General features: G+C 57.7%; 14 protein-coding genes, 2 rRNA genes and 2 pseudogenes (1 of these 18 only partly in view). 5 read left to right on the top strand and 13 right to left on the bottom strand.

From position 1 onward, the window contains the following. A 23S ribosomal RNA gene (locus H6973_10720) occupies positions 1-1,782 on the top strand; it begins 1,124 nt to the left of the window's first position. Positions 1,783-1,838: 56 nt separating this feature from the next. Beyond that, positions 1,839-1,953: ribosomal RNA gene (gene rrf / locus H6973_10725) — 5S ribosomal RNA — on the top strand. 68 nt (positions 1,954-2,021) lie between these two features. Here the strand turns inward: rrf and H6973_10730 are convergent. Then, positions 2,022-2,909 carry a YihY/virulence factor BrkB family protein gene (locus H6973_10730; GenBank protein ID MCP5126073.1) on the bottom strand — a complete coding sequence of 296 codons (888 nt, stop codon included), beginning with the start codon at positions 2,907-2,909 and terminating at the stop codon, positions 2,022-2,024. A 48-nt stretch (positions 2,910-2,957) separates the two neighbouring features. Beyond that, the gene (locus H6973_10735) at positions 2,958-7,229 is read right to left on the bottom strand and encodes a TIR domain-containing protein (GenBank protein MCP5126074.1); all 4,272 of its coding nucleotides are present in this window, start codon (positions 7,227-7,229) and stop codon (positions 2,958-2,960) included. A gap of 177 nt (positions 7,230-7,406) precedes the next feature. Here H6973_10735 and H6973_10740 point away from each other — a divergent pair, with 177 nt between their 5' ends. Both H6973_10740 and cobJ read left to right on the top strand, forming a co-directional pair. Then, on the top strand, positions 7,407-7,847 hold the full coding sequence (locus H6973_10740) for an Hsp20/alpha crystallin family protein (GenBank protein MCP5126075.1): 441 nt from the start codon (positions 7,407-7,409) through the stop codon (positions 7,845-7,847). A gap of 102 nt (positions 7,848-7,949) precedes the next feature. After that, positions 7,950-8,759, top strand: a complete 810-nt coding sequence (gene cobJ, locus H6973_10745) for a precorrin-3B C(17)-methyltransferase (GenBank protein MCP5126076.1) — start codon at positions 7,950-7,952, stop codon at positions 8,757-8,759. Here the strand turns inward: cobJ and H6973_10750 are convergent. From H6973_10750 to H6973_10780, 7 genes and pseudogenes are all read right to left on the bottom strand, one after another. Then, complete coding sequence (locus tag H6973_10750) at positions 8,738-9,454, bottom strand: M48 family metallopeptidase (protein MCP5126077.1); 717 nt, start codon at positions 9,452-9,454, stop codon at positions 8,738-8,740. The genes cobJ and H6973_10750 overlap by 22 nt on opposite strands. After that, positions 9,451-12,903 (bottom strand): annotated as a pseudogene (locus H6973_10755) (type I restriction endonuclease subunit R). The gene H6973_10750 and the pseudogene H6973_10755 overlap by 4 nt, the downstream one beginning before the upstream one ends. 39 nt (positions 12,904-12,942) lie before the next feature. Continuing rightward, positions 12,943-13,350 (bottom strand): PIN domain-containing protein, encoded by a 408-nt coding sequence (locus H6973_10760; GenBank protein MCP5126078.1) that lies wholly within the window; start codon positions 13,348-13,350, stop codon positions 12,943-12,945. After that, on the bottom strand, positions 13,347-13,613 hold the full coding sequence (locus H6973_10765) for an AbrB/MazE/SpoVT family DNA-binding domain-containing protein (protein ID MCP5126079.1): 267 nt from the start codon (positions 13,611-13,613) through the stop codon (positions 13,347-13,349). Before H6973_10765 ends, H6973_10760 begins: the two co-directional genes overlap by 4 nt. A 165-nt stretch (positions 13,614-13,778) precedes the next feature. Beyond that, entirely contained in the window at positions 13,779-14,867 is a 1,089-nt protein-coding gene (locus H6973_10770; protein ID MCP5126080.1) for a macro domain-containing protein, read from the bottom strand. 12 nt (positions 14,868-14,879) lie between these two features. Then, complete coding sequence (locus H6973_10775) at positions 14,880-15,533, bottom strand: DUF4433 domain-containing protein (GenBank protein MCP5126081.1); 654 nt, start codon at positions 15,531-15,533, stop codon at positions 14,880-14,882. Then, on the bottom strand, positions 15,533-16,840 hold the full coding sequence (locus H6973_10780) for a restriction endonuclease subunit S (protein MCP5126082.1): 1,308 nt from the start codon (positions 16,838-16,840) through the stop codon (positions 15,533-15,535). Before H6973_10780 ends, H6973_10775 begins: the two co-directional genes overlap by 1 nt. Before the next feature lie 86 nt (positions 16,841-16,926). Between H6973_10780 and H6973_10785 the strand changes: the two are divergent. Next, positions 16,927-18,101: pseudogene (locus tag H6973_10785) on the top strand (IS630 family transposase). Here the strand turns inward: H6973_10785 and H6973_10790 are convergent. From H6973_10790 to H6973_10805, 4 genes are read right to left on the bottom strand one after another with little or no spacing between them, the layout of a single operon-like run. Continuing rightward, positions 18,090-20,330, bottom strand: a complete 2,241-nt coding sequence (locus H6973_10790) for an N-6 DNA methylase (GenBank protein ID MCP5126083.1) — start codon at positions 20,328-20,330, stop codon at positions 18,090-18,092. The pseudogene H6973_10785 and the gene H6973_10790 overlap by 12 nt on opposite strands. Continuing rightward, positions 20,320-20,751, bottom strand: a complete 432-nt coding sequence (locus tag H6973_10795; protein ID MCP5126084.1) for a type I restriction-modification system subunit M N-terminal domain-containing protein — start codon at positions 20,749-20,751, stop codon at positions 20,320-20,322. Before H6973_10795 ends, H6973_10790 begins: the two co-directional genes overlap by 11 nt. 16 nt (positions 20,752-20,767) lie before the next feature. Then, on the bottom strand, positions 20,768-21,529 hold the full coding sequence (locus tag H6973_10800) for an SDR family oxidoreductase (GenBank protein MCP5126085.1): 762 nt from the start codon (positions 21,527-21,529) through the stop codon (positions 20,768-20,770). 14 nt (positions 21,530-21,543) lie between these two features. After that, positions 21,544-22,767, bottom strand: a complete 1,224-nt coding sequence (locus H6973_10805; GenBank protein ID MCP5126086.1) for a CoA transferase — start codon at positions 22,765-22,767, stop codon at positions 21,544-21,546. Between the last annotated feature and the right edge of the window lie 75 nt (positions 22,768-22,842).

A 22,842-nucleotide genomic window follows, 5' to 3' on the forward strand; every position in this document is an offset into this window, starting at 1 on the left:
GAAGATTCAACGGGGCTTAAGCCGGACACCGAAGCTGCGGATGCCGCAAGGCATGGTAGGGGAGCGTTCCGTACGCCAGTGAAGGTCGCTTGTGAGAGCGGCTGGAGGTATCGGAAGTGCGAATGCTGACATGAGTAACGATCATGCGGGTGAAAACCCCGCACGCCGAATGCCCAAGGGTTCCTGCGCAACGGCAATCGGCGCAGGGTGAGTCGGCCCCTAAGGCGAGGCCGAAAGGCGTAGTCGATGGGAAACCGGTGAACAATCCGGTACTGACGCGAACTGCGATGGGGGGACGGAGAAGGCTAAGCCAGCCGGCGATTGGTAGTGCCGGTTCAACGAGAGTAGGCAGGCCGACCAGGCAAATCCGGTCAGTCAATGCCGAGACGCGACGACGAGCCCTTTGATCGAAGTGGCCAATGCCCGGCTCCCAGGAAAAGCCTCTAAGCTTCAGGTTCGTGTCACCCGTACCCCAAACCGACACAGGTGGGCGAGGAGAGAATCCTCAGGCGCTGGAGAGAACTCGGGTGAAGGAACTCGGCAAACTAGCACCGTAACTTCGGGAGAAGGTGCGCCCGTGGTAGGTGAAGGCCCTCGCGGCTGGAGCCGAAACGGGCCGCAGTGACCAGGTGGCTGCGACTGTTTACTAAAAACACAGCACTCTGCCAACACGAAAGTGGACGTATAGGGTGTGACGCCTGCCCGGTGCCGGAAGGTTAAGTGATGGGGTCAGCGCAAGCGAAGCTCTTGATCGAAGCCCCGGTAAACGGCGGCCGTAACTATAACGGTCCTAAGGTAGCGAAATTCCTTGTCGGGTAAGTTCCGACCTGCACGAATGGCGTAACGATAGCCACACTGTCTCCACCCGAGACTCCGTGAAATTGAAATCGCTGTGAAGATGCAGCGTACCCGCGGCAAGACGGAAAGACCCCGTGAACCTTTACTACAGCTTTGCACTGAATTTTGAGCCTTCTTGTGTAGGATAGGTGGGAGGCACTGAAGCCGGAACGCCAGTTCCGGTGGAGCCACCCTTGAAATACCACCCTGGAATGCTCGAGATTCTAACCGTGGCCCGTCATCCGGGTCCGGGACCGTGCATGGTGGGTAGTTTGACTGGGGCGGTCTCCTCCCAAAGAGTAACGGAGGAGTGCGATGGTGCCCTCAGCGCGGTCGGAAATCGCGCGTGGCGTGCAAAGGCGAAAGGGCGCTTGACTGCGAGACGGACAGGTCGAGCAGGTGCGAAAGCAGGTCTTAGTGATCCGGTGGTTCTGTATGGAAAGGCCATCGCTCAACGGATAAAAGGTACTCCGGGGATAACAGGCTGATACCGCCCAAGAGTCCATATCGACGGCGGTGTTTGGCACCTCGATGTCGGCTCATCACATCCTGGGGCTGTAGTCGGTCCCAAGGGTATGGCTGTTCGCCATTTAAAGTGGTACGCGAGCTGGGTTTAGAACGTCGTGAGACAGTTCGGTCCCTATCTGCCGCGGGCGTTGGAGATTTGCGGGGCGCTGTTCCTAGTACGAGAGGACCGGAATGGACAGACCTCTGGTGCACCGGTTGTCACGCCAGTGGCATGGCCGGGTAGCTACGTCCGGACGGGATAACCGCTGAAAGCATCTAAGCGGGAAGCCCCCCCCAAGATTAGATCTCCCGAGTCCTTGAGACTCCTGAAGGTCCGTTGGAGACCACGACGTGGATAGGCGGGCGGTGGACGCGCGGTAACGCGTGCAGCCTACCCGTACTAATCGACCGTGCGGCTTGATCCGCTAACACCCAAGCCTTGGGGGGGGCGATCCCCCTCCCCTCACTCGAATCGCATGTCTCGCCCTTTTTTGCCTGGCGATCCTAGCGCGCGGGAACCACCCGACCCCATCCCGAACTCGGTCGTGAAACCGCGCCGCGCCGATGATCGTGTGAGGTTACTCATGCTAAAGTAGGTCATCGCCAGGCGCCTTCCCCCAAACCCTCACTCGCGCATTGCAGTGAGGGTTTTTTGTGACGAGAACCTGTTCTACAAATCAGGGCGGAGCTGTATCCGCACTACTGAACTCCGGCAGTTGCCGTTCATATTCAGCGATGACTTGGGCTCCTAGCAGGATAATCAGGCTGATAGCATACAAGGTCATGAGTACGACAATAACGCTGGCCAGCGAACCGTAAATGGCATTGACTTTTGACAGGTTGGCAAAGTACCACACCAGTATGTAGCGTGTTCCCTCCCATAACAGAGTTGCGGTAATACCGCCAATTAGCGCATGCCGCCATGGCAGTTGTCCGGCTGGCATGAGCATATAGATCAGCGTTAACGTCGCAGCTTGGCCAAACAAGCCGACCATGTAGAGCAACCCGAATAATAGGCTGGAAGGTGACCATTCCCAGCCAAATAGATCAATGTTTGTGGTCGCCAGAGCTTGCAGCATTCCATTCAATAGTGTGATTGTCAGTAATCCGCCTCCCAGCAACAATACATAAAAATAGGGAAGCAATAGTGCAATTACCATCCTTCGTTCATGGATCTTGTAGCGGTACGCGAAGATCACTTTCATAGCGTTTTCCAACATACTGAAAGCAGCAGCGCTGAAAAAGAGCAGAGTTCCCGCCATAGTCCAGCCTAAAGCCTGACGATGTTCCAGAAATTGTTGTACTTGTTGCAGAATCAAGTCTGACTTGCCAGGAACCAGTTGTTCCAGATAGTGGTGCAACATTTCCATCGATTGGGTTTCGTCCATAACTTGCGATAGGGCGACCAGCAAGAGAATCATCAGCGGAACCAGCGAGAGCAGGGCGTTGTAGGCGATAGCTCCGGCTAGCAAGGTACCCTGGTTGGATTGGAAGCGTTGTAAGACGCGTCTGATGAAGGCAAATGGATAGCGCATCAGCTGGTAAAAAGGATGGTTGGGCCACATCGTGATGCTTCCTTGAAACTCTGAAATATTCAAAGGAGGGTTTAATAGCTACCGGTTGTTCGATTCCAGCTTATCCAGCAGCAATTGGATTTCCACAGCGTATTGATAGTGTAGATCCGGGTCGAGAGCGAGCGCCGGATCACGGTCGCCTTCGAGGATAGCTTTCAGCTTAGTCGCTAGCAGCTTGCCGGCCGGCGGCACATTCGGGCTGACGGTGATTTGTTCCAGCTTGGTGGCCAGTATGCGAATAGCCTCGGTATCCGCAGTGCGCAACGCCTGGCCAATCTGGGTACACAGACGGATGCCGGGATTACTGTTTTCACCACCAGCGCGTCGATAGGCCAGATATTTGTGGATTGCCTGCTGCCGCGCCTGATCGGCGACTTCGACGTTCTGAACCGATTGACTGACATCGTGCAGACCACGCCGGATAGCCCAATTACGGGCAGTGGGACTTTCAGGAGGATTGCACTCGCTAGCGCGGTATAGCTCTTGACGAGCTTCATCGGGTCGTCGTAATTGGATCAGCACATTCGCCAACTTATTGCGGCTGGATTCCTCGCCATGTCCATCACCCATTTGCGCGTACAGCTCAGCCATTCGCCGGTAGGCCAGCACCGCTTCCTCGAGCTGGCCCAGTATCTGGTGCAAATGCCCCAGTTCGCCTAATATCTCGGCAATCCCCCGACGAAGACGTTGCTGTTCATATAGATAGAGTGACTTCTGACAGGCCTGTAACGCTTGCTCCATCTTTCCATCGAGCTTGTAAGCCATGCCGAGTTGTCGCCAGGCCTGGGCGACATTTTCTGGTTGGCCCAAGATTTCAAATGTGCGCCGAGCGGTATCATACATCGTTGCAGCGTCAGCATAGTGGCCTTGACGTTGACGCACCAGACCAAGTTGCATCTGATTAGTGGCAACCGTAGGACTCGGCTCTTTGGGGTCAGCTTGAGCCAGCGCCGCCTCATAAGCGGCAGCTGCATCCTGCAGACGTCGCAAATAAGTTAGACAATCACCAATTTCTGCATCAGCAACCGCTGCCATACGCGCGGCGCTGGAATTACCTGCTTCGGCCAGCATACGAAATTCATGGCGAGCGGTAGTCAATTCTCGAACCGCCGGTTCGGATGCGCCGGCCTGTTTCAGCAACTTGCCTAACTCGAAATACGACCTCGCCCTATCATAAGAAGCGCCAGGATAAGCATTGACGCCTGCTTCCTGGCATTGATGAACCAAGTGTCGGGCAGCTTGCACTGCATCTTCCAATGCCCCACCATCACGCAGCCGCTCAAGACGCAACCGCTCGCTTTCAAAGCGGGTCCGACTCCAGCCCGGCAGCGCCTGGCCCGCACGCTCACGGACGGCGGCAGCTTCGGCCAGCGCTGCGGGAGCGCCAAGATGAGTAAATAATTGCTCCATTTGACCCGCTAACCGGGCTGTCCGCTCGGGTATTGGATTTTGCTGGCAGTCTCTGAGTAGCGCTAGTAGATTGGGCAGTTCCAGTCGAAGCAGGCGCAGGGTTCGAGCATGATCCTTGAAGTACTGTTGATAGAGAATCGATAACAGATGTTCCATGGCGTCGCGCCAGCGTTCCCGCCACTTCGCCCGCTGCTGGGCATCCAGTTGTCCATTCAGATAGTTAGACAACGCCGGATTGATGCGCAGGTGGCCGTAGCTCTCATCTTTGGCCAAATGCAGGGCGGTTAGGCGTTCGCACAGCATATCGGCGGCCTGTTTGTTGATTTCCCAGGCGTGCTTGAGAACCTGGCGGTTAATTCCATTCCTGGCAAAGGCCAGTAGAGCTAATTGTTCCCGGTCACCTGCTGGCAGTCGGCGCAGAGCTAATTCCAATTCCAGATAGAGGGGCCACTGTGCATCATCGCCGTGGCGGCGTAGCAGTTCCAGGCGGATGGAATGGAGATATTTCAGAGCGGCATAGATTCCCTGAATGCTGATTTCATGAGCCAGGCGGCGCAAGGCCCCAGGATGGCCGCCCGCCAACGCGACCAGTTTGTGTAAAGACTGAAATCCTTCGTCATCGTCGGTGGGCGGAGGCTCCCCAGTAACAATTAATGTTTGGCCTATCAGAGTAATTGCATCGTCGTCATCCAATGGCCCTAAGACCATTTCCTTCCAGGGCGCAGCGAAAGAAGGCGGTCCCAGTCGACCCGTCGCCAGCAGCCGCAGCCCAGGCCACTCATCCAACAGTTTTTTCCAAAACCGTTCGAGCGCTTCATCATGCTCCGAAGGCCATTGCTCGATCTGGTCCAGGACGATAAGCGTTGGTTCAGCATGCAGAGTTTGCCAAATGTGATCCACGGCCTGCCAAATTCCTGGGTAACGCCCAACAGTCCAGTGTTGGCCGTTAGGCAGTAATTGCTGACCGAGGCGCTCCACCAAGGTGCGGAACTCGCTGGCATCATCATCCTGTAAATAGGCGGCGTGCCGGTAACGCCCACAACGCACCAACCACCTGGCCAAGGTAACCGCGGTCGCGGTTTTACCACAACCGCTAGGACCACGAAGAAAAATCGCGTAATAATAGTCAAATAGCCGTTCCATAGCCAACAGGTTACGACTGTGTCCGACGAAACCGGTAGATGGCGGATCGGGCAATCCGCCCAAGGAGCCGATCCTGCTTTGCCCGAGTAACCGACGCCAGAGTTCCAGGGGGGGGCGCAGTACGAGGCGGGAATCGTGATGACCCAGATAGGCCTGGATGGCGAACCAATCTTGCAGGTGGACGCCGCCACCACCCAATCCCTGAACGCGGTAGCTATCGCTGACCAGTCGCCGCTGACCTGCAAACACAGCTTGAGCAATCCGCGCGCCGCGTAGCAGCTCTTCATAAAATATGCTCCAAAACCGCCGCAGCGCTTCTGCCGACGTCTCAGGATGCAGGGTAATCACGGTAGCGATCCCTGCGCTCAACAGGGTTGAAGCCACCATGACATTCATAGGCGTCGGGCAAGTCAGGGCTATCAAGCGAATCCGATAGGTTGCCAACAATGACGCCAGCGCTGGGATCGGCGTAAATTCGGCTTCGCGGTACTTGGCTATCAGCGGATCCTGACTGGTTTCAAAGACAAACCATGCAGTGTGATGCTCATCGTCAGTAGAGGGCGGCGGCAAATAACCATCCAGATGGAGGGCGGTGAACGGTCGTCCCGCCGCCCAAGCCTCGTTCAACTGTTTTTCCAGCGTCGCCAGCGTCGGCGGCGCCAGCACCCGGGTTTCGACCAGAGCGCCCAGAGGACTCAGGGCCTCGAACAGTGGCAGCGCGCTGCGCCGGTAATCGGGATGCCCGGTAGGTTCGGTATCGGGACGTGGACTGATAACCAACAGTCGCAGCGGCGGATACGCTGGCGGAACAGGATCGCCGCCACCGGCCAGCCGTCGTTGAAACTCGATCGGCTGTTTGCCCTGGATCAGGAAACCTGTTTCGTCATGCAACAGCTCCCAGGGTAGTTCTAACAAGGTCGACGATGGCGATTGCCCAGTTTGAGTTCGGAGGATCAAGCGATGTTCACGCGGGTCGGCGGGATCGCGCCAACTCGTAGTCAGGGTGTGCAATTCAGGGCGGTCAAGGGTGGCCTGGTACAACCGACGTCCCCAATTGGCCAACATGGCGTCGGTGCGGCGGGCGATTTGCCGCGCGGCATCGGTCGGCCAAGACAACTGGTTTTGCCAATACCAGCGCAGGGTGCGCGTCGCTACGGGTGGGGGCAGGGGGCCGGAAATTGTGTCTATGCTGAGTGCGGATTCAGAGTCGGGATAACGATGCAGGTGGGCGGCAATCTGCTGGTGGTTAGATGATGAATGATTTGCTGGACTGAAGAACAGTTCGAGTTCAACGCTTGGCGGTGGCGTGCGATCGGTGGCCGTATCGGCGGTGCGTGGCGCGCCTAGCACATTGAGCAATGCTGGCAGTGCCGCGCCCAGTCCCTCGGCAGTGAGAATAATAGGCGGCGTCGGTGGTTGTGGCGTGAACCAGTGATTGAGCGCGGTCGGGTCCATACCGGGTAACAGCAAGGGAATAACGCGATAAGCATCTGCTCGCCGCCGTTCCGCTTCCTGGGCGACTTCGATTTCCCGGCGCAACCAGGCCAGATCACTAGTATTGAGTCCCAGCAATACAATGACGTGTCGGGCTTGCTCGATTGCCCAGCGTACATCCTGCGCCAAGCGTTCATTACCGCGTAACTGGTAGGTATCGCGCCAGACTGGAATGCGACAGGCTTCCAGGGCCAGTCCTAGATCCCGGGCGAATTCATCTTCAGTGAAGGCATGGCAGATAAATAATAGAGGAGCGGCGGACATCAGGTAGTTCCGGGCAACTTGGAGGAAATAAGGAATAAGAAATATGGATATAGAGTAGCGCAAAAATACTATGGTGAAACCCTTGAAAATTGAGGTTTCATCCCCATTTCTGAATTTAAGAGAAAGGCGTTTGTGAAAACGCCAGAACCTGAAACGTGAATGAAAGGAGGTGTAACCATGGCTCTGATGCGCTATGAACCTTTCAATCTGCTGAACCAGTTGCAGCGGGAAATGAACCGGCTGTTTGATACCAGTCGGATGGGTGATGAGGAAAGTGGGCATTTGCTGGCTGATTGGGCGCCAGCGGTGGATATTAAGGAAGAGCCGGCACAGTTCGTGATTCATGCTGATGTGCCGGGCGTCGAAGCCAAGGATATTGATATCACCCTGGAGAATGGCGTGTTGACCCTCAAGGGGCAACGGGCGTTTGACAAGCAGGAAGAGACCGAAAATTACCGCCGGGTCGAGCGGGTGCGCGGCACGTTCCTGCGCCGGTTCTCACTGCCAGAGGCGGTGAATGCCGAGAAAGTGGCCGCCAAGTGCAAGGATGGCGTGCTGGAGGTGATCGTGCCGAAACGTGAATCGGCGCAACCCCGGCGGATTACTATTGAAAGCTGATTGCAATCAGCGCGAGTGAACGCGGCGCAATGCGACGGTTACTCGGCCTAACCAAAAGCGTGGGTTTTCAGCCCGCGCTTTTTTGTTTAAAAAGAGATTGCTATGAACCAACTCTACATTATCGGCGCTGGCCCCGGCGGGCTGGAGCACCTCAGCCCCGCTGCTCACGCCGCGCTGGAATCCTGCACCGACTTGGCCGGTCATGGGCTGTACCTGAATCTGCTGGGTGAGTTGACTGCGGGCAAGACTCGCCACAAGACGCCGATGGGCGAAGAGATCGCCCGCGCTGCGCTGGCGCTGGACCTCGCGGCGAGCGGTCGCACCACCGCGCTGATTTCCAGCGGCGACGCCGGTATTTACGGGATGGCCACGGTGGTGTTCGAACTGTTGGCGCGCAAACCAAAACCGGAATGGGCGGAAGTTCAAATTGAGGTGATTCCGGGTATTTCGGCCATGCAAGCGGCGGCGGCTCGGGTGGGCGCACCGCTGGCGCATGACTTTTGCGTGATTTCCCTGTCCGATCTGCTCACGCCCTGGGAATTGATTGCCAAGCGCATTGACTTGGCTGGCCAAGGCGATTTCGCCATCGCCTTCTACAACGCCGTTTCTAACAAGCGCTCCTGGCAATTGCTGGAAGCCCGGCAAATCCTGCTCCGTTACCGCCAGCCGGAAACCCCGGTGATCGTCGCCTTCAACGTCACGCGCAAGGGCGAAGAACTGACGATCACCACGCTTGGCGAACTCGACCCGGAGCCTCTGAATATGTTGTCGCTGGTATTGGTCGGCAACAGCGAAACCCGGCGCGTTGGCCCGTGGGTTTACACCCCGCGCGGCTATCACACCAAACCGGAACTGGCGGAAACGACCAACCATCACGACGGGTCAGCGGCTCAAGACCGCATCCCTGGATGACACCAGTAGAGTCCCTGGGCTTGCGTTCGCAAGGTGTCTTGCCGGTCTTTCCAGTCCGGCATGGCGCGCTCCAGAACGCCCCAGAACGCCAGCGAATGATTAGGCTCCGCCAGATGCGCCAGTTCATGGACAATCACGTAGTCGATCAGGCGCACCGGCAACTGGAGCGACTTCCAGTTGAACCAGAGGACTTGATCCTTGCCGCAGGAACCCCAGCGAAAGCCCAGATCGCCGAGCCTGACGCTTGCAGGGGCCAAGCCGATACGCGGTGAAAGCCAGTCTGCCCGTTCCACGATCCACGGTCGACCGTGGTCAATATACCAGCGCCGAAAATGCGCCATGCCGTTCGCGGTCGCATCTTTACGCATGAGGAAACGCCGGCCCTCGAAACGCAAGGCGTCCGCCTGATGTGGAAGCAGCGTCAGCCGATAGTTGCAGCCGAGGTAGCGGAAATTTTCGCCGCTGACATACTCCGGTTCGCGCATCGGGGGCGCAAGTTGCGCCTTGAGCGCCCGTTTGCCCTCCACCCACAATAACCTCGGGCGCGTCCAGTGGGCCAGGGCGTCCGCCGTGGCCGATTCAGGGCAATGAATCACCGGTTCCCCGCTCCGGTCAACGGTCAACCCCAGGGTTTTCCGTCGCGCGCTGCGCTGAACGGTGAAGGTCAAGCCGCCGACCTCCAGCGTTTCGCTCATGGCCTGGCCAAATGTTCGCGGTTTTCCCACGCCAGCGCCACCAGCCGCTGGGCCAGATCGCGTTCCCCACTGGATGGGCAAAGTCCTCTCTGATCAAGATCACGAACCAGCGCCCGGGTCAGCAACTCCCGCATGTCCGGGTTTTTCCAGAACCCCACTTTGGCCACTTCCTGGCGGATGCGCTCGACCATCTCTAGCGTCATGGCCATCGCCGCAACGCGCTGCGCTTCCGTGAGCGCGCTCCCCCTGCCGCATTCCTCCAGCACCAGACGCACGAACGGAACCTGCGCCCTGGGATCGAGATCAGGAAATTCAATGCGGTCGCCCCGCCGCAATTCCTCGATGAGTTGGCGCAACTCGCGTTCCAGCGCGTCCCAGTCGTCTTTGAAGCGCTGGAGGATTTCTTCTAGCTTCTCGCTCATTTTGCGGGCGTAGGCCGGATTCTGGCTGGCAAAACCGGTGAGGTGATAGCGGGCGGCGTGTTGCATCTGCGCGGCGCGGGTGCGGCTGTTGCCCTGGGCGGCCAGCACGTTCTCAAATTCGGCGTCGGTAATGGCGGTGGGCGGAATCTTCGGGTCCACGCCCCGCGCGGTAATATGCGCGTCAATCAGCGCTTGCACCTTCTCCGCCACGCCCAGCAGGTTAAGCGCCGGATCACGATACAGATTCGCCGCGACCTTGTTGATGAAACCGAGCAATTTGGCGTCGCGGAACACTGCGTCGGGGACTTCGGGCCGATGCTCCAGCATGTTCAACGTTTCGTAGAACGCGCGCAACTTGTTGATGAAGTCGGCGCGGATTTTCAGATCCGCCAGCCCGTCCACGCAGGCGCTGACCTGGGCTTGCAGGTCGGTGACGCCACGATCAGTGAACACCGCGACGGCGCGCGCTCGCCGGTCGAGCAGTTTCGGCAACTCGACGCTGATGTCGATCAGCGCCCCCGCCGTATCCGCGCCGTCGTAGTCGCTGAGGGCTTCCCGCAGATGGCGGGCCACGCCGATGTAATCCACCACGTAGCCGCAGCGTTTGTGGCCACAAGTGCGATTAACGCGGGCGATGGCTTACAGCAGTTCATGGGCGATCATCTTGCGGTCGAGATACAACGCCTGTTCAATGGGCGCATCGAAGCCGGTGAGCAGCATGTTGTTGACGACCAGTATCGCCAGCGGGTCGGTCTGGTCGGTTCGCTCGCTCCCCAACGGGCGCTTGAAGCGTTGAATATGCCGCTCCTGCCGTTCCTGGTCGGTCCAGTCCCGCCAGGATTCGGGGTCGTTGTGGTTCCCGGAGAACACAGCGGCAATTTCCACATTCCGTAGCAATGGCAAATGCCGATAGGCGCGGAGCAGGAACCGGGTGTAGTGATCCAGTTGTTCCGCCTGATCGTCTGGCAGCGTGCGCAAGGTTGCCGGCAACGCCGTCAGTTTCCGCACCAGCCAGCGCCGCCAGCGCGTGAGTTTCTTCTGGTAGGTCACCGCCGCCTGCCGGCTGGTGGCCACGACTTGCGCCTTGTAGCCCTCCGGTAGCACGACGCCGATATAGTGAACCAGCAGGTCAAGCGCCTTGCGGGAAATCAGGCGCGGCGCTTCCAGCACATCGCCCTCGGTCGCGTATCGGGCCTTGATGACGGCCAGTTCCTCGTCAGTGTAGTCGCGGAACAAATCCTCGAACAATTGATCGAGGTTGGCGGCGTTTTTTACCAGTCCATCGGCGGTGCGGCCTTCGTAGAGGATCGGGACGGTAGCGCCGTCCAGCTCGGCGTCTTGCAGGACATAGCGGTCGATGAAATCGCCGAAAATTTCCGCGGTGGGTTTCTTGTCGCTGCGGAAAATCGGGGTGCCGGTGAAGCCGATCAGCGCGGCATTGGGCAAGGCTTTACGCAGATTGCGGTGCAGGGTGCGGGTGTTGCTGCGGTGCGCTTCGTCCACCAGCACCAGAATGTCCGCCGACTCGTTGAGCACCGGGAATTCTTCGAAGCGGATGCTCTCTTCAAAGGTGACGGTCTTTTCGATCACCGGCTGGTCCTTGCCCGGCAATTTTTCCCGGTGAACGGCGGTCAGGGCGACTTTTTCGCCACTGCGGCGCTGCTCCGTATCCTGATATTTCTGGAGCATGGCGAACACCAGGTCCGGCGTCGTTTCCCGCAGGATGCGCTGGGTGCGGGCGGTCGGCGATTCGCGCAACCGGGCGTCGCGTTCGTCGGGCCGCAGGGTTTCGCCGGACAGGCGCGCGGTCTCGCGTAATTGCTGTTCCAGGTCGGTGCGGTCGGTGACGACGACGACTTTGTAGCGGTTCAACGGCGGCGTCATGCGCAGCTTGCGCACCAGAAACACCATGCTCAGGCTTTTGCCGGAACCCTGGGTGTGCCAGATGACGCCGCCGCGCTGGTCGGGCGAACCGCCTGCTTGCAGGCGGGCGATGGCGCGATGCACGGCGCGGAATTGCTGATAGCGCGCTACGACTTTGCGGGTCTTGCCGTCCACCGGCTGGAACACGGTGAAGTTGCGGATCAGGTCAAGCAGATGCGCCGGGCGCAGCATTCCGGCGATGAGAATGTGCTGACTGTGCAGAGTGGCGGGGCGCTGCTCTGGCGAACGGAAGAACAAGGGCGTACCGGCGCGCTCGGTCTGCTCGGGTCCAAACACCGCCAGTTCCTGCGCGGCCTCGGCCTGGTCCGGCAGGGCGGTCAGCAACCCCAGTTCCTCGGCGACGGTGGACAGCGGAACCGGGCTGGCGTCGGCCCATTCCAGCCAGGCTTCTGGCGGGGCGCCAATCGTGGCGGCGCGGGCCTCGAAGAAGTCGCTGGCGATGAGCAGTTGGTTGGTGTGGAACAGCCTCTCGACGCCTTCGTTCTCGGTGTAGCGGGAGGGAAACAGCTCGCGGTGCTGGTTGGAGTAGCGCAGCAATTGATTGATGGCTTCCTGGATGGGATTGCGAATGCCGGGGCTTTTGCACTCGGCGACCGCCAGCGGGATGCCGTTGACGAACAGCACGATGTCCGGGATGACGTGGCCGCGCCCGCTGCTCAGTTCGACCTTGAATTGGTTGATGACCAGGAAATCGTTACGGTTCGGGTTCTCGAAGTCGATGTACTGGATCGGTTGCGGGCGGCCCTGCGCCCAGTCCGGCAGGCCGTCGACTACCGTACCCTTGAGCAGCCGTTCAGTAGCGGACTGGTTAACGTCCATCAGGCGATGGCCGGGAGCTTGCTCCAGGTCGCGGATGGCGCGGGCGATGCGGCTGTCGTCCAGCCACGGCTGGCCGTCGCGTAAATTGAGTTTGCGCAGCGCGGCGGCGAGCCGGCCCTTGAGCAGCACTTCGCGGAAATTGCTCCGCTCGGTCGATTGAGGGGTCTCGGCGCCGCCTTCCCGCCATTGCCAGCCCATGATCTGGAGTTGCCGGCAGAACGGCAATTCGACGAGGTCGCGTTCCCACTGGATGGGGTTATTCATGGATCGACCTTGAAATCATCCTAAAACTCGTCGGTCACCTCAATCTTGAGCAAGGTTGAGCGTAGACAATACCTCGGGCGGGATAGCCGCCATGTGCTTATCCTTATGCACGAGGCAGGCTTCATGTGCTAAAGCAGTAGCAGCGATTAACGAGTCAATGGTAGGAAGCCTGACGATTAAGCGATCAATCAATCGCAAAGAAGCCAGGGCAATTTTGTTATCCACCGGCTCAACACGGGTAAACAGGGGTAGATGTAAATCAATCGTTCGCTCGATCTCTTCCTGGGGCTGTCCCAATTCGCGAAGCTTCCGCCCAAACTCTGCTATCGATACTGCGCAAAGCAAAAAGTCATTTTGGGAATCCTCAAAGAGCGTTAATACTCGATCGACTTCCGGTTCCTTTCGGTAGAACACCAAGAGAGCCGAGGTATCCAGGAGAAATTTCATCTGCCCAGCGCCTTCATGCGTTCGATATCTTCACGTTCGCGTTCTTCATCCAGTTCGGTGATGACATCGCGCTCAGGGGCTAAATGGGCGCCCATGCCCATCAGGCGCCGCGCCATTTCCGCCCGGTCGGGGATGACCCGAACGATGATTTCATCCTTGCCTTCTACGGGAAGCCAGTCGAGTTTGTATCCTGGTTTGATACCTAACATCCGTGCAACATCGATAGGTATGGTGACCATATTTTTCTGGGTAACGGTAGTCATCATGGAATTATTTAATCACTGGATTTTAAAAATTCATGGAATTATAGAGGGCATTAACCGGATTAGGGAAATTGTGCTAAAGCGGATGGGTCAGCTTGTGCTAAATCAGGTTCAAAAAACTATATGTTGTGTCTAAACCGGCTTTTTCGCCGCTGACACCACAATTCAGCTTGTGCTAACGGTGGTGCTAAAATTAATGGCGCGCTTGGGCATCCAGTTTTTCTGACCGAGTTGCCGCCAGGCGGTGTAAATATGTTCTGGTTTGAACACGCGCTGCTTGCGCGGGTTCCAGGCGTGGATTTGCGCAAGAGCCTCTTGAGGGGTTTCTGCCGGGCGATCCTGGCGCGGTCCACCGTGATGAGCCGTCCAATGCACCGACGCCAGCAGTTCCATTCCATAAGGTGTTTCAAAGCCTTCGATCAGGTCGGTGATGCGCTCCAGCCGTGACAATGATTCAGGCCAGCCCGCAAGGAAGTCGGTAGCCTCTTGGACAGCGCCCGGCAATAAATCGATTTCTGCATCGGGTTTCTGACGGTCGCCGTAACCCCGGATGTAATGGCCCTCCATCAATTCCAGAACTTTATTAAGGTTGGCGGCGTAGGGGCCGTAGTGTCCAGCCTGATATTTGAGCCGTAGCGGTTCCCCTGCCTCCTGAAGAAAATAGGCGAGTTTTTGCACTTCCAGCAGGGTGCGGCGGTAGTCCAGCGCGGCATAGGCATCCATCAATTGGATAAACAGGGCGCGCGCCGGGGTCATTTTTGGGCGATGAGTGTGGATCGGCATCGCTTTGGCTTCGGGCGCACCGGTTGGTTCGAACAAGAGTACGCGCACTTGGGGCAAGGCGGCGAAAGTTTGTTCGATGACCGGGCGCACGACGCGCCAGTCCAGGCCACCGAGGCCACAACCCAGTGGCGGCATGGCGATGGAATGAATACCCAGTCTTTGCACATCGGCGATCAATGCCGCCAGACCTGACTCGATATCTTCAAGGCGAGAGGGGCCGCGCCAGTGGCGTTTGGTCGGAAAATTGATGATGTAGCATGGGTTGACCAGATCGCCGTTGACGTGAATGAGCATTTTGCCGGGCGCGACTTTGCTGGCGCGGCAGGCGGCCTGATAGGCTTTGAAGTTGTCGGGAAAGGCTTGTTTGAATTGAAGCGCGATGCCCTTGCCCATGTGCCCGACACAGTTCACTGTGTTGACCAGCGCTTCGGCTTGCGCCTCCAGCAGGTTGCCTTGGGTAAGTTCGATCATGGCTTTTCCCTCTCAGTAGTACCAGTTCGATCTAATGGTGATTCGCGGTTGCTTTCGTTGCGGGAACTGGTTCAGGATGGTTTGGACACGCTGCTTCATTGTGGCGTTCAGCACCGTGATACCGTGAAGCAGAAACCAATCCAGCGATTGCCAGATCAGAAATTCGGCTTGCTTGCGGCGCTGGCGGTCGTTGTCCTCGGGCGTATCGGACCAGTATTTTGCGTTGACGATGCCCCAATCGACCTGATCCAGTTGGGCCAGATTGTCGTGCCAACTGGTAAATGTGGCGAGTCCATGCCCATTCGAGAACACGAACTGAACTCCTGCCTGCTGAATGGCCTGCGCGGTAGTGAGCAGATAAATCAGTGGTTCCTGTCCCTGATTGTAGTCCGCCACTCGACCGGTTTTCAGGTTTAACAGCATGACCGACAAAGGCCCGAAGTAGAACGGTACGTAGTCGTGAATCGTCCCGCCGGGACCGCAGGGAATCGCCTTGATATGACGGTTCGCCTGTACGCTGGCATTGTGGATAGGCCGGTAGGGCAAGCCGTCATTCGGGGTTGTGTGCGGCGCGTGCAGCGCCCCACGAGTTAGCAAGGTGGGCAGGTTATCTACATGCACCAACCGATACAGCCAGGTTGGGTTCGGAGGGGATGCAATGGACATCAGCCAAAATCGAGATCAGCAGGCACCCGAACCCGCCCAGTGAGCAGGTCGGTCATGAGGGCGGATTTTACGAACACGAGCTTGGTGTGCAGACTTATTTCGTTCTGGATTTGGATATCTAAAGCATCGACCGCTTCCACAACTTGCTTTTGCTCTTCAACAGGGGGCCTCAACACACGAAGCTTGAGTAGTGTCGAGAGGTTAATGCGGTCCCGAGTAACACCCTGTCCAAGGACATTTACTTCCCGGCGTGTGCTGGGACAATTTAGGAAGAGCATGACAAAGCCATTGATAGCGATCGCCAGCTTCATACGAAGCCGAAAGCAATCAGCTTTTACGATGCCAGGTGAAATATGTGCAGGGTAGAGGCAAGCACGCGCAACTGGATGATTTTCATCGCCCATGGATGCAACAAGCAAATCGCCTGCAACAACTTCGTGTCGCCGAAGACTAAAGGCATGCTGCTCCGATATAAAAGCCTTATCGACATCATCAAACCGACCGTTCTCGATGTTCTGGAGCCTGACAACTCTCACACCGGCCTGACTAACGTAGTGCTCAGTTTTTAGGTTTGACCCGAAAGGACCATCCACAGCCGAAGCTACCATTTCACTCAACAGCTCGAATTTCCATATCTTTGGAATCCTCCCCATCGGCGAATCCTGGAACTGTTCTGGGTGGGCGAGGGGATCGCGGAGTTGGCCGTTTTCGTCGAGGCCACGGGTCAGCAGGTCGTGAAGTAGACCCGCGCGCACCTGCTTGAGCTTGGCAATCACTGCCTCGGTCTTGGCAATCGCTTCGTCTACGGTGTCCAGAATGGCGGCGATGCGGGATTGTTCAGCAAGTGGCGGCAGTGTAATGGTAGTTTTGGCTAACTCACCAAGATATAAACCTGCCTGTGCTGTGGCATTACTACGCTGAATAAGTTGGCGTAGAAAAATAGGCGAAGCTACAGCATGAAAAAGATACCTTGGTTTCGCTTGGCTTTGATCAAGACGGATAAATGCAACGCTTCGTTGAAAGGCAACCTTGGAACCATTGAATAAAGCACGCCGTCCAAGAGTACCCACTATGGTCAGCAAAATATCATCTTTCAATGGGTTAAATGAAGTGGTTATTACTACATAATCCGCCTCAGATATTTGATCGTCTGTATCATCCCATTTCAACAAACCTTGATCAGTTACATTTTTTGCACTGAGTAATGGCACACCATTCACTACTCGCTTATGAGTACCATGCGAACCATCTTTAATAGCAAGTGCAATCTGACTAATTTGGTTGATTGGCCATGCATCATCAGACATATCGCATAGCCTCTAGTGGGCTGACACAGAAGTTTTGACAGGTAGCGGTGGGTGCCCTATGGTTGAGATCAACAGGAGGAATCACCATGGCCCACAAGTATCTGGTTGATCTAACTGAAGAGGAGCGGGAAGACCTGCTGAAGGTCATTCATAAAGGCAAGGCAGCGGCGCGCAAGGTTGCCCGTGCCCATGTGTTGCTGCAGGCTGCGGAAGGGGCGACGGATGAGGCCATTGCCCAAAGCCTTCACTTGGGGATTTCGACCGTTCATCGTACCCGTCAACGGTTTGTCGACGAAGGGTTGCTGGCGGCGTTAAGCGAGCGGCCACGAGTCGGTTTGCCCCCGGCCTTGACCGGCAAACAGGCCGCCTTTCTGGTCGCCTTGGCCTGTAGTACCCCGCCCGCTGGCCGTTGTCAGTGGACTCTCCAATTGTTAGCGGACCGCTTCATGGAACTCCGGCCCATCGAAGCCATTTCCCGTGAGAGTGTGCGGCGCATCCTTAAAAAAACGACCTCAAACCCTGGCAACGTCAAGAATGGTGTATTCCCAGTGTCAGTCCCGATTATGTTTGGCATATGGAGGATGTGTTGGACCTGTACGCCGAACCCGATGATCCTCAATACCCCCAAGTGTGCTTCGATGAAAGTCCGGTGCAATTGACCAGCGAAACCCGCTGTCCTCAACCCGCCCGCCCGGGTCAACCGGCGCGCTATGACTGTGAATACAAACGCGAAGGCACCGCCAATTTATTTCTATTCGTACAACCCTTGCGCGGGTGGCGTCATGTTAATGTCACGAAACAGCGCACCAAACGCGATTTTGCCCAGCAAATGCAGCAACTCGTTGATGTGTACTTTCCGAAGGCGGAGCGAATCCGGTTGGTCGTGGATAACCTCAATACCCACACTCCTGCGGCCTTGTATAGTGTCTTTTCTCCAGAGGAAGCCCGCCGGATCACCCGCAAGCTCGAATTTCATTACACCCCCAAGCATGGCAGTTGGCTCAATATGGCGGAATGTGAGTTCGCTGTTCTCGCCGGCCAGTGTTTGAATCGCCGCATTGCGAACCTCGAAACTTTGCGGAAGGAAATCGCCGCTTGGCAAGGCCCACGCAACCTACGTCAGACCAAAATCCACTGGCAGTTCGGCACCGACTTGGCCCGGGTCAAACTCAAGCGCCTCTATCCTCCCTTGAAATCTTCTGAAACCCCGGTGGACCTAGAAACCTCTGAACCTGTCAAAACTTCTGTGTCAGCCCACTAGTAATATATTCAAAGACTTTTCAACCGCAAGCCTTGAATTGCGCAAATTTGTGAGTGTCACCCGATACTTATCCCAAACCCCCTCCAAAAACCTCACCAACTCCTGCCGCTTCTCATTCACCGCCGCAGTCAGGCCCGCCTGCACATCCTGCGCGAACAATTCGATAACCAGCGCGCGCTTTTCATCCTCGCGCAACTCATCGCAACGCGCCTTGAGTACATCCACAAACGCGGCAGTCAGTTCACGGTAACGGGCGCGGGCTTCCGCCAGTTGCTTCTTGATCTCCTCGTAAGGCGCTAACTCGGCTTCAATCGCAGCCAGACGCTCCAGCACCGGCAGAAGTCGCGCTCTGGCGGCGGCGGCATCCTGTCCCCCGAACAACCCGGCGCGAGCTTTGGCAACCACTTTCTCCAGCTTCGCCAGTTCTTTCAACGCCTCCCGATGCTCCGCCTTCAACTCCTTCATTTGGCGCTCCAAATCCCGCGCCTGATTCCAGTTCGCCAACTCCTCCTCGTCGGCGTCCTCGGGCGGGTTACCCTGCTCAAATGCCTCTTTCTCGCCCTTGAACCGCGCCATATCGGCCTTGGCGGCGGCGATGCGCTCCAGATAATCGGCCATGATCCGGCGCACCAGCTTATGCCCGAACGGATCGAACGCCGGGCCAGCCGCTTCATCATCCTCCACCGCGTCCGCAATCGCATCCACCCAGCCGTCCATCACGCCGGGAAACCCGTTTTCCAACAAGGTCTTGAAATCCGGCAAGGTCTCCGTCCACCAGGTCGCAATCACCCCGGCCAGCTTGAAGCGATCCAGCGCGCCCAACGGCAGCAGCGCCGCGCCGAAACTGTCGAGAATTTCAGCGCGGACCGCATTCAAATCGCGGCGTTTCGGCAAATCGGCCAAACGCGGCGCGTGAGCCGTCCACCATGTTGCCAGCGCCGCACGCAAGGCTTCAATGCGAGCCTGAACGCCAGGATCGTTCTCCACCAGAGGGCGGATAGCAGCGCGGTCGGTGAGAGTTGGGGCGAAGTCGAGGTAGTGATCAGAAATCCCCCCCAACCCTCCTTTTTCAAAGGGGGGAGCGCCGAACGCACAAGCCGCATCAAACCCCAGCGCCGCGAACAACGCCTGTTTTGCCGCCACCTCCGCCGCCGGTACCCCGCCCAGCAAATGCGCGCGCACATCCTGCGGTTCCGGCGGCGGCGAGTTGTCCACATAGCGGCGGATATTCAGATTCCAGTCGTTGGCCGCATCGCCGATTTCCGCCAGCGCCACGCAGCGCGCATACCCCGGCACATCCTCAAACCGGTCAAAAGTCGAAACGATCTTCTCGATATGCTCCGGGCGCAAATAGTTCTGCGCGCGGCCCGCATGAAATTCGGCGTCGGCGTTGATGAACAATACCCGTCCGCGCCGCTCGACCGGCTTGTGCGGATTCAACGGCTGACCCGTCAAATTCGGGCGCAACACCAGAATGCAGGCCGGAATGCCCGCGCCGTAAAACAGATTCGGCGGCAAGCCAATCACCGCCTCGATCAAATCCTGCTCCAGCCACTTCCGGCGAATCTCCTTTTCCGCCCCGCCCCGGAACAACACGCCATGCGGCATCACGGTCGCCACCATCCCACCCGGCTTGCACACCGCCAGCATGTGCTGGGCAAACATCAAATCGCCCTTCTTCCCGGAAGTCGGGCACCAGCCCCAACGAAACCGCTCGGGGAACTCCATGTGGCTGCGCGTGTAGTTCTGACTGAACGGCGGATTCGCGATCACCCGGTCAAACCGCTCCAACTCGCCGCCGTCGCGGTGCAGCGGATGCAATAGCGTATCCGCCAATCGAATATCCGCGCCCGGCACCCCATGCAACAGCATATTCAATTTGCAAATCGACCAGGCCGAGGCGTCGTTGACCTGGCCGCACAGGCGCAAATTACTGGGATCGCCGCCGGATTGCTCAACGAACTCGCGGCTGATGATCAACATCCCGCCGGACCCGCAGGTCGGATCGTAAATGCTCAGGCCCGGCTGCGGTTTGAGAATGCGCACCATCAGCCGGATCACATCGCGCGGGGTGTAAAAATCGCCGCCCTTCTTGCCCGCCGATTCGGCGAACATGTTGATCAGAAATTCATAAGCCGCGCCCAGCAGGTCGGAAAACTGGAAATCCTCGTTGCGCAACCGATGGCGGCTGAAATGGCGCACCAAGTCCTTGCAGGCGTCATCCGACACGATGCGCCGCATACCCATGCGTGCGCATGAAACTGATGTGATCGAGAACGTGCTCCAGCGACTCGTTATGCTCGCTCAGCGCGCCCAACGCCTTGTCAAGCACACCGCCAAATGGCTCGGCGGCATCGTTCAAATGACGTTGCAAGTGACGCCAGCGGGCGCGTTCCGGGACAAAAAAGCCATCGTAGTAATCGGGATTCTCGCCATAGCGGGCTTCCGCTTCATCGGCAATCAAGCCCTGCGCAACCTTGCGCCCGACAATCCGGTCATGCTCGGCCTCGAACACATCCGAGCAGCGCTTCAGGAACAGCATCCCAAAGATGTAATCCTTGTAGGTGGCGGCATCCAGCCCTTCCTGGCGGAGGCGGTCGGCGGCGGAATAAAGATGACGTTCGAGTTTGGCCAGGGAAAGCTTGGGCATGAAAAGATGGCGGCGCTCAAGCGTTGCGACTGATCGCAAACGGCGCGAACGCCTGACACACCGGCATCAGCTCAATGCTGTTGATATTGACGCGCGCCGGGCGGGTCGCCGCCCAATACACGGTGTCAGCGATGTCCTCGGCGCTCAGCGGCTCAACGCCCTGATAAACCTGATCGGCCTTACCGTCATTGCCCTTGAAGCGCACCAGCGAGAATTCCGTTTCGGCCATCCCCGGTTCGATATTTGTGACCCGCACGTTCGTACCCAGCAAATCGGCGCGCAGATTCAGCGAAAACTGTTTCACGAACGCCTTGGTCGCGCCGTAAGTATTGCCACCCGGATAGGGATACGTCCCCGCCACCGAACCGATATTGACGACGTGGCCCCGGTTGCGCTCGACCATGCCCGGCAAAATGGCGCGGGTGCAGAACAGCAGACCTTTGATGTTGGTGTCGACCATGTCCTGCCAGTCCTGCATATCACAACGCTGGGCCGGCTCCAGACCCAGCGCCAGCCCGGCGTTATTGACCAGCAGATCGACCTCGGCAAACTCGGCAGGCAAGGCGGCCATCGCCGCATTCACCGCCGCCTCATCGCGCACGTCCAGAGGGAAGGCGTGAACCGGCGTTGTCGCAGCCAGCTCGGTGCGTAATTCGTCCAAGCGCTCCTGGCGTCGTCCACAGAGAATCAAACGCCACCCCTCAGCGGCGAAGCGCCGGGCGCAAGCGGCGCCAAACCCGGAGGTTGCGCCAGTGATAAAAGCAATTTGCGATGACATTGCAGCTCCTTCAATTAAAGACGCGGCCCGGCAACCACCTTATCCTCGTGCAAGCGGGAAATTTCGGCGTCGCTCATCCCTAGAATCCCTGACAGGATTTCATCAGTGTGCTCGCCCAGCACGGACGCTCGTTGTGGGGGAAGGCGTTCGAATTTACTGAATTCAAAGGGTGAACCCGGCGTCAGGTACTCGCCAATGCCGGGTTGCTCCAGCATGCTGAACATCGGATGTTGCGTAGAGAAGTCCGGGTCTTCCTGAATCGCTTGTTTGAAGGTGCGAAACACCGACCAGGTAATGCCGTTTTCATCGAACGCCTGGGCGAAATCCTCGACCTTGCGCGCCAGAAACCACGGTTGCAGCAGCGCGGTAATCTCCTCGCGGGCCTTGAACCGGTCGCCCTCCTGATTCAGATTCAACCCTAACCGACTGCCCAGGGCATCCAACTCCGCTTTCAAGCCCGTCACTTTAACCAGGCCATCCCACTGCCGGCGCGTCAAACCCACCACCATGACGCGACGACCGTCGATGGTCATGAACTCGTTGCCGTAAGCGCCATACAGATAGTTACCATATTTAGGCCGGTCAAAATCGTTGACCATCACCTCGCCGATGATGCCCAGATTGCCTAGCATCGCCAGGGCAACATCCTTCAAGGCGATGTCCACCGACTGGCCTTGCCCGGTCAGACGGCGATGCCGCTCCGCCGCCAACACCGCCAACGCCGTCATTTGCCCGGTGATGCAATCCCAGGCTGGCAAGACATGGCATACCGGATCGGCGGAACCTTCTGGCCCGGTCGCGTAAGGAAAACCCATGGCAGGGTTTATCGTGTAATCTACCGCCGGTCCGCCTTCCCGATTGCCCAGCACCGTGACCATGACCAGGTCTTCCCGATGCTGTTTGAGATGCTCATAATCCATCCAGCCACGCACGCGGAGATTAGTCACGAAAATCCCGGTATCAAGTCCGGAGCCGCCGCAAATGAGTTGAGTAACGATTTCCTGTCCGCGCGGCATGCTGACATCCACCGCGATGGAGCGCTTGCCCTTGTTCAAACCTGCCCAGAACAGACTCTTGTTGTCATGGGTCACGGGCCAGCGGTAATGATCGAGGCCGCCCCGGATACGATCAAAACGAATGACATCCGCGCCTAGTTGCGCCAGGGTCATGCCGGCCAGCGGCGCGGCGACAAAGGCGGTTCCCTCGACGATTCTCAATCCTTCCAGTATTTTCACCATAAAATCATTACCTTGCCTTTCCAGGCGCTTGCTTAACAATCTGAAACCTGAAACAGTATTGGCGCTTTCCTTGCT

This window comes from Gammaproteobacteria bacterium, assembly GCA_024235095.1.
In the GTDB taxonomy this organism is placed as follows: domain Bacteria; phylum Pseudomonadota; class Gammaproteobacteria; order Competibacterales; family Competibacteraceae; genus UBA2383.